Here is a 6,164-nt window from a genome sequence, read left to right as displayed (position 1 = left end):
GTATTAGCCATCGTTTCCAATGGTTATCCCCCACATCAAGGCAATTTCCTAGGCATTACTCACCCGTCCGCCGCTCGACGCCCATTAACGCACCCGAAAGATTGTTAGTGTCGTTTCCGCTCGACTTGCATGTGTTAGGCCTGCCGCCAGCGTTCAATCTGAGCCATGATCAAACTCTTCAATTTAAAGTTTTGATTACCTAAACTAATAGGTGTGACTCAACGAATACTGACTTCAAAACTATTCTTTATAAATAAAGAGTGTAATTTTAAAGCTATTACCATTCCAACAGAATGATAATGAATTGACTGTGCCAAATAACCTCTCTCTATATAGAAAGTAATTATTCGTATTGGTCACTCAGTTCATTGAAATCAATGTTGTTACCGAAGTAACTGTTATTACGCTCTTTCGAAAAAGAACCAATAACGTTTTGATATTCATCAATGAGTGCCCACACAGATTGATAGGTTTAAATTGTTAAAGAGCTTTACTTGTTGAGCGTTCCTTTTAGTAAGGAGCCTCTCGAAGTGGACGGCCATTCTAGCGAATTGGTTTTCAGTGTCAAACACTTTTTCCAGCTAATTTTTCAAAGCATCTTAAATGCTTATCACCGTCTTGTTACTCAGTTCAAACCGCTTGGTTATCCTTGGCAACGGAGGCGCATTATAGAGAGAATAATCCTTTGCACAAGACCAAAAACAAAAAAAAACCGCCACCGGCGACCGTTCGAACACTATTCACACAAAGCGCTCAAAATAGGTACGATTAAGCCTCAATTTCGGCCAATCGTACCTACCGTTCTTGCTTTAACTATTGGTGAGCAATAATGCGATCGTTGTTTACTAATAGCTGTACTTTCTTATCTGGATTAATTTTTCCTGCCAATATCGCTTTCGCTAACGGGTTCTCAACACTTTGTTGAATAGCTCTTTTCAAAGGTCGCGCCCCATATACAGGATCAAAACCAAATTGAGAAATCAACTTCAGTGCTTTATCCGAGACTTCAAGCTCATAACCATTGTCTTCCATTCTCTTCTTAAGGTGATCAAGCTGAATAGAAGCTATCGATTGAATGTGCTCTTGACCTAATGGGTGGAATACAACGCTTTCATCAACTCGGTTCAGAAACTCAGGACGGAAATGCTTACCTACCACTTCCATCACCTCATTCTTTATTCCTTGGTAATCGAGAGTCTTGAAGTTCTCTTGAATTCTCGATGAGCCAAGGTTAGATGTCATGATCACAACTGTATTTCTAAAATCGACCGTACGACCTTGTCCATCAGTTAAGCGCCCATCATCAAGAACCTGCAATAATATATTGAAAACATCAGGATGCGCTTTCTCTACTTCATCTAACAAAATCACAGAGTAAGGCTTGCGACGTACCGCTTCTGTTAAGTAGCCACCTTCTTCATATCCAACGTAACCCGGAGGAGCACCAACCAAACGAGCAACAGAGTGTTTCTCCATAAACTCAGACATATCGATTCGCACCATCGCATCATCACTATCAAACATGAAGTTCGCGAGTGTTTTACACAGCTCGGTTTTACCAACGCCAGTTGGGCCAAGGAATAAGAAAGAGCCAATCGGCTTATTCGGATCAGATAAACCAGCACGGCTACGACGAATCGCATTCGATACCACTTCTACTGCTTCCGCTTGGCCAATAACTCGCTTATGTAGAACACCTTCCATTTTAAGGAGCTTCTCTCTCTCAGCCTCTAACATTTTAGAAACAGGGATGCCAGTTTGCTTCGATAGCACGTCTGCAATTTCTGCGTCGGTGACCTTATTACGCAACAGCGTCATTTCTTGCATTTCAGCTTGAGTTGCAAGATCTAACTGCTTCTCTAACTCCGGGATTCGACCGTATTGTAATTCAGACATTCGATTAAGATCACCAGCACGTCTCGCAAAATCCATATCCATTCGAGCTTGCTCTAGCTCTGATTTAATATGTTGCGTGCCAGAAAGCGCGGCCTTCTCTGCATTCCACACTTCTTCAAGCTCTGCAAAATCGCGTTCTTTGTCAGAAAGCTCTTCTTGTAATGTTCGAAGACGCTTTTCACTGGCTTCGTCATTTTCATTAGTAAGAGCTTGCTGCTCGATCTTCAATTGAATGATCTTTCGTTCGAGCTTATCTAGAGACTCAGGTTTCGAGTCGATCTGCATACGAATACTCGAAGCCGCCTCATCAATCAGATCAATCGCCTTATCTGGCAGTTGACGATCAGAAACGTATCGGTGAGATAACGTTGCTGCCGCAACAATCGCTGGGTCGGTAATTTCTACGTGATGATGAAGTTCATAGCGCTCTTTCAAACCACGGAGAATCGCAACCGTGTCTTCCACGGTTGGCTCATCGACGATCACTTTTTGGAATCGACGCTCTAGCGCAGGATCTTTCTCTATATACTGGCGATATTCATCGAGCGTTGTTGCGCCTACACAATGAAGTTCACCACGAGCCAATGCTGGTTTCAGCATATTCCCGGCATCCATAGAGCCTTCGCCTTTGCCCGCACCGACCATGGTGTGAATTTCATCGATGAAGAGAATAATATTGCCCTCTTCTTTCGATAATTCGTTAAGAACCGATTTTAAACGTTCTTCAAATTCACCACGATATTTAGCACCGGCAATCAAAGAGCCCATATCTAATGAAAGTACACGTCGGCCTCTCAAACCTTCAGGTACTTCATTATTGATAATACGCTGCGCTAAACCTTCGACAATTGCTGTTTTACCGACACCTGGTTCACCAATAATGACAGGGTTGTTCTTAGTACGGCGTTGAAGTACTTGGATAGTGCGACGGATTTCGTCGTCTCGGCCAATTACCGGATCTAGCTTGCCTTGCTCTGCTCTTTCGGTCAGATCAATAGTGAACTTCTCTAGTGCTTGACGTCTGTCTTCCGCATTCGGGTCATCGACCTTCTGGCCACCGCGAACTTGTTCAATAGCTTGAGATAATTTTTGCTCGGTAAGACCTAGCTCTTTAAGTAGACTTCCTAAAGGGCCTTTATCTTCAATTGCGGCAAGTAGGAATACTTCTGAAGATATGTAACTGTCTTGACGCTTTTGCGCGACCTTATCACATAGGTTGAACAGCGTTCCCATGGCATTCGATAATTGAACGTCACCACCGATGCCACTTACTTTAGGGACTCGGTCTAATATTTCGCTCAATTTAGAGCGCAATTGAACCACATCAATATTCAGCATGGTGAGCAATGGACGAATTGCACTACCATCTTGATTAAGCAAAGACACCATTAGGTGCACAGGTTCTATATATTGGTGATCACGACCTAATGCGAGCGACTGAGCATCAGATATCGCAATTTGGAATTTACTAGTGAATCGATCGAGACGCATGCCAACCTTCCTACTCTTAGATATGTTTATCTTATGATTAGAAGATGGATACGGTAACGCGGATTTTCAAGGGATAAGAATGAAGAATAGAGCTTATATAAAAATATAAATGAGCTGGATGACTGGTTGCACTAGCTAAAGGTTACTCTAACCAAATAAAGGTAGCTTGGCGTCCAGTAATACCATCACGACGATAAGAATAGAACAAATCAGGATCTGCAAAGGTACAGAGATTTGAATCCGTCACTTCCGACACACCCACTTTTTCAAGTCGTTGTGTAGCAAGTTGAGACATATTCGCTAGCCATTTGCCCGGTTCAGCTTTGGCTGCAAATGCGAGCTTAGCTTGAAGGTCAAAACGAACAAAAGCTTCCAACACATCATCACCTACTTCAAAGACTTGTTTGCCTATTGCAGGACCAAGCCAAGCAATGATCTTATTCTCTGAGTCTAGGTTTGAAAACTTTGCGACTGCATTTTCAAGAATTCCACCAGCAAGGCCACGCCAACCAGCATGAACAGCCGCAACTTGAGTGCCTTTGGTATCAGTAAGAATTACAGGTAAGCAATCAGCTGTCATCGCAGAACAGACAACACCTTTAGCCGTGGTAAATGCACCGTCAGCATCAAGAATACTCGCCATAGGTTCTAAAACCGTAATGACATCTGTTGAATGAGTTTGATTTAGCCATACCGGAGCTGCGGGCATATTAGCTTGCTGCTTAAGCCAGGTTCTATTGTTTTCAACAAGCGAAGCATCATCCCCAACATGCGTACCTAAGTTTAATCCTTGATACGCGTCAGTAGAAAAGCCACCTACACGTGTCGACGCAAATGCCTTCACGTTGTTAGGTGCATTCCAGTTAGGGATGATCAACGACATATTAAATGTCTTCTTCTTTATTTTCGCGAGCATCAACACGTAACGCTTCAGCCATCACAACCATGTCATTTGGCACAGGAGCGTGGAACTCAACTTCTTCACCTGTAATTGGGTGAACAAATTTAAGCATAACGGCGTGTAGCGCTTGGCGATCAAAAGAACGAATCATGGTCGTTAGTTCTTCAGATGCACCTTTTGGAATACGAGCACGGCCACCGTATGCAACATCACCTAACAGCGGATGCTGAAGGTATGACATGTGAACACGGATTTGGTGAGTACGACCCGTTTCGAGGCGCAGACGAATACGAGTATGCTCACGGAAGTGTTCAGCAACACGGTAGTGAGTTACCGCCGGCTTTCCTAATTCATTTACGTCCATTAATGTTCGCTTAGTTGCATGGCGGCTAATGCCTTTTTCTACCACACCACCAGCGGTCATTTTGCCAATTGCAATTGCTTCATATTCACGAGTAATACGGCGCTTAGCAAGAGCACGTACAAGACGAGTTTGAGCTGGAACCGTTTTAGCCACAACCATAAGGCCGGTTGTGTCTTTATCAAGACGGTGCACAATACCTGCACGAGGCACTTCTGCAATCTGTGGGTAATGGAAAAGCAATGCGTTTAGTATGGTTCCATCCGGCGTGCCTGCTCCTGGGTGTACAACCAGATCGCGAGGCTTATTGATAACCAATAAGTCATCATCTTCGTAGACAATGTCTAGAGGAATATCTTGTGCTTCCCAGCGCTCTTCATCTGCAAGTTCAGCTTGCAAGATGATCTCCTCACCGCCCAAAACCTTAACGCGCGGCTTAGTTATAACTTCGCCATCCACTTGGATTTTGCCGTCAAGAAGCCACTCTTTAATACGAGAGCGAGAAAAATCGGTAAATAGTTCAGCGACAGCTTGGTCTAAACGTTGACCTAACTGGCTGCTTTTTACTGTGTCTGTTAATGTGATCTGCTGAGCCATATCGAACTTTTTTAAAAACCGTGAGACTAATACCCATTAGTATGGATAAAATAGAATAATTGCATCATTGTATCTGTTACTGGTTAGAAAGTAACGGAAGCTTACGAAATATTTAATTCAAGGAATCGACGCCTGACATGAAACACCTTACTTTATCGGGTCTATTAGCCGTATCACTCTTGGTTGGTTGTTCAAGTAGTGAAGAGATAGTGCCAGATGTACCACCATCGGTTCTCTACTCTGACGCGCAAGAATCACTGCAGAGCGGTAGCTGGCTTTCAGCAATAGAAAAGCTAGAAGCCCTAGACTCACGTTACCCATTCGGCGCCTATTCTGAGCAAGTACAGCTCGATCTGATTTACGCTTACTACAAAAATGATGACTTGGCACTTGGCCTCGCTACCATTTCACGATTCCTACGTTTGAACCCTACTCACGAGAAACAAGATTGGGTTCTTTACATGCGTGGCTTAACGCACATGGCGCAAGACCGAAACTTCATGCACGATATTTTTAATATCGACCGTAGCGACCGAGACCCAGAGCCGGTGAAACTCGCTTTTGCTGACTTCAAGCGACTACTCGAACGGTTCCCTAGCAGCCCTTACGCTGAAGATGCACAAAAACGCATGTTCGCACTTAAGAATCGCCTAGCCGACTATGATTTAGCAACTGCGGATTTCTACCTACGCCGCGAAGCTTGGATTGCTGCGATCAACAGAACGCAAGAGCTGCAAAAGACTTACCCAGATACCATCGCTGCTCGTAAATCTCTAGAAATTCAGCTAGAAGCTTATAAACAACTAGGCCTAGATGACGCTGTGTTAAGAACAGAAAAGTTGATTGAGTTAAACCCACTACCTTAATCTACTTCTTACATCTCAATCCCAAAAGCGCGCTAATTTACTAGCGCGTTTT

General features: G+C 43.7%; 4 protein-coding genes and 1 rRNA gene. 1 reads left to right on the top strand and 4 read right to left on the bottom strand.

The features are described 5' to 3' along the window. The 4 genes from QQ041_RS23615 to rluD form a co-directional block, all read right to left on the bottom strand. Nucleotides 1-185, bottom strand: a 16S ribosomal RNA gene (locus tag QQ041_RS23615); the annotation flags it as partial. A gap of 628 nt (nt 186-813) precedes the next feature. After that, the gene (gene clpB, locus QQ041_RS23610; protein WP_285955179.1) at nt 814-3,387 is read right to left on the bottom strand and encodes an ATP-dependent chaperone ClpB; all 2,574 of its coding nucleotides are present in this window, start codon (nt 3,385-3,387) and stop codon (nt 814-816) included. 142 nt (nt 3,388-3,529) lie between these two features. Then, the gene (pgeF, locus tag QQ041_RS23605) at nt 3,530-4,270 is read right to left on the bottom strand and encodes a peptidoglycan editing factor PgeF (RefSeq protein ID WP_285955178.1); all 741 of its coding nucleotides are present in this window, start codon (nt 4,268-4,270) and stop codon (nt 3,530-3,532) included. A 1-nt stretch (nt 4,271) separates the two neighbouring features. Further along, nucleotides 4,272-5,246, bottom strand: coding sequence for a 23S rRNA pseudouridine(1911/1915/1917) synthase RluD (gene rluD, locus QQ041_RS23600; RefSeq protein WP_019820953.1), 975 nt, complete (start codon nt 5,244-5,246; stop codon nt 4,272-4,274). Between the two features lie 137 nt (nt 5,247-5,383). Between rluD and QQ041_RS23595 the strand changes: the two genes are divergently transcribed. After that, nucleotides 5,384-6,112 carry an outer membrane protein assembly factor BamD gene (locus tag QQ041_RS23595; RefSeq protein WP_061019010.1) on the top strand — a complete coding sequence of 243 codons (729 nt, stop codon included), beginning with the start codon at nt 5,384-5,386 and terminating at the stop codon, nt 6,110-6,112. Nucleotides 6,113-6,164: the final 52 nt, after the last annotated feature.

It is taken from the genome of Vibrio sp. TMPB1044, from assembly GCF_030442075.1.
In the GTDB taxonomy this organism is placed as follows: domain Bacteria; phylum Pseudomonadota; class Gammaproteobacteria; order Enterobacterales; family Vibrionaceae; genus Vibrio; species Vibrio satsumensis.
This window is presented reverse-complemented; position numbering and strand designations above follow the sequence as displayed.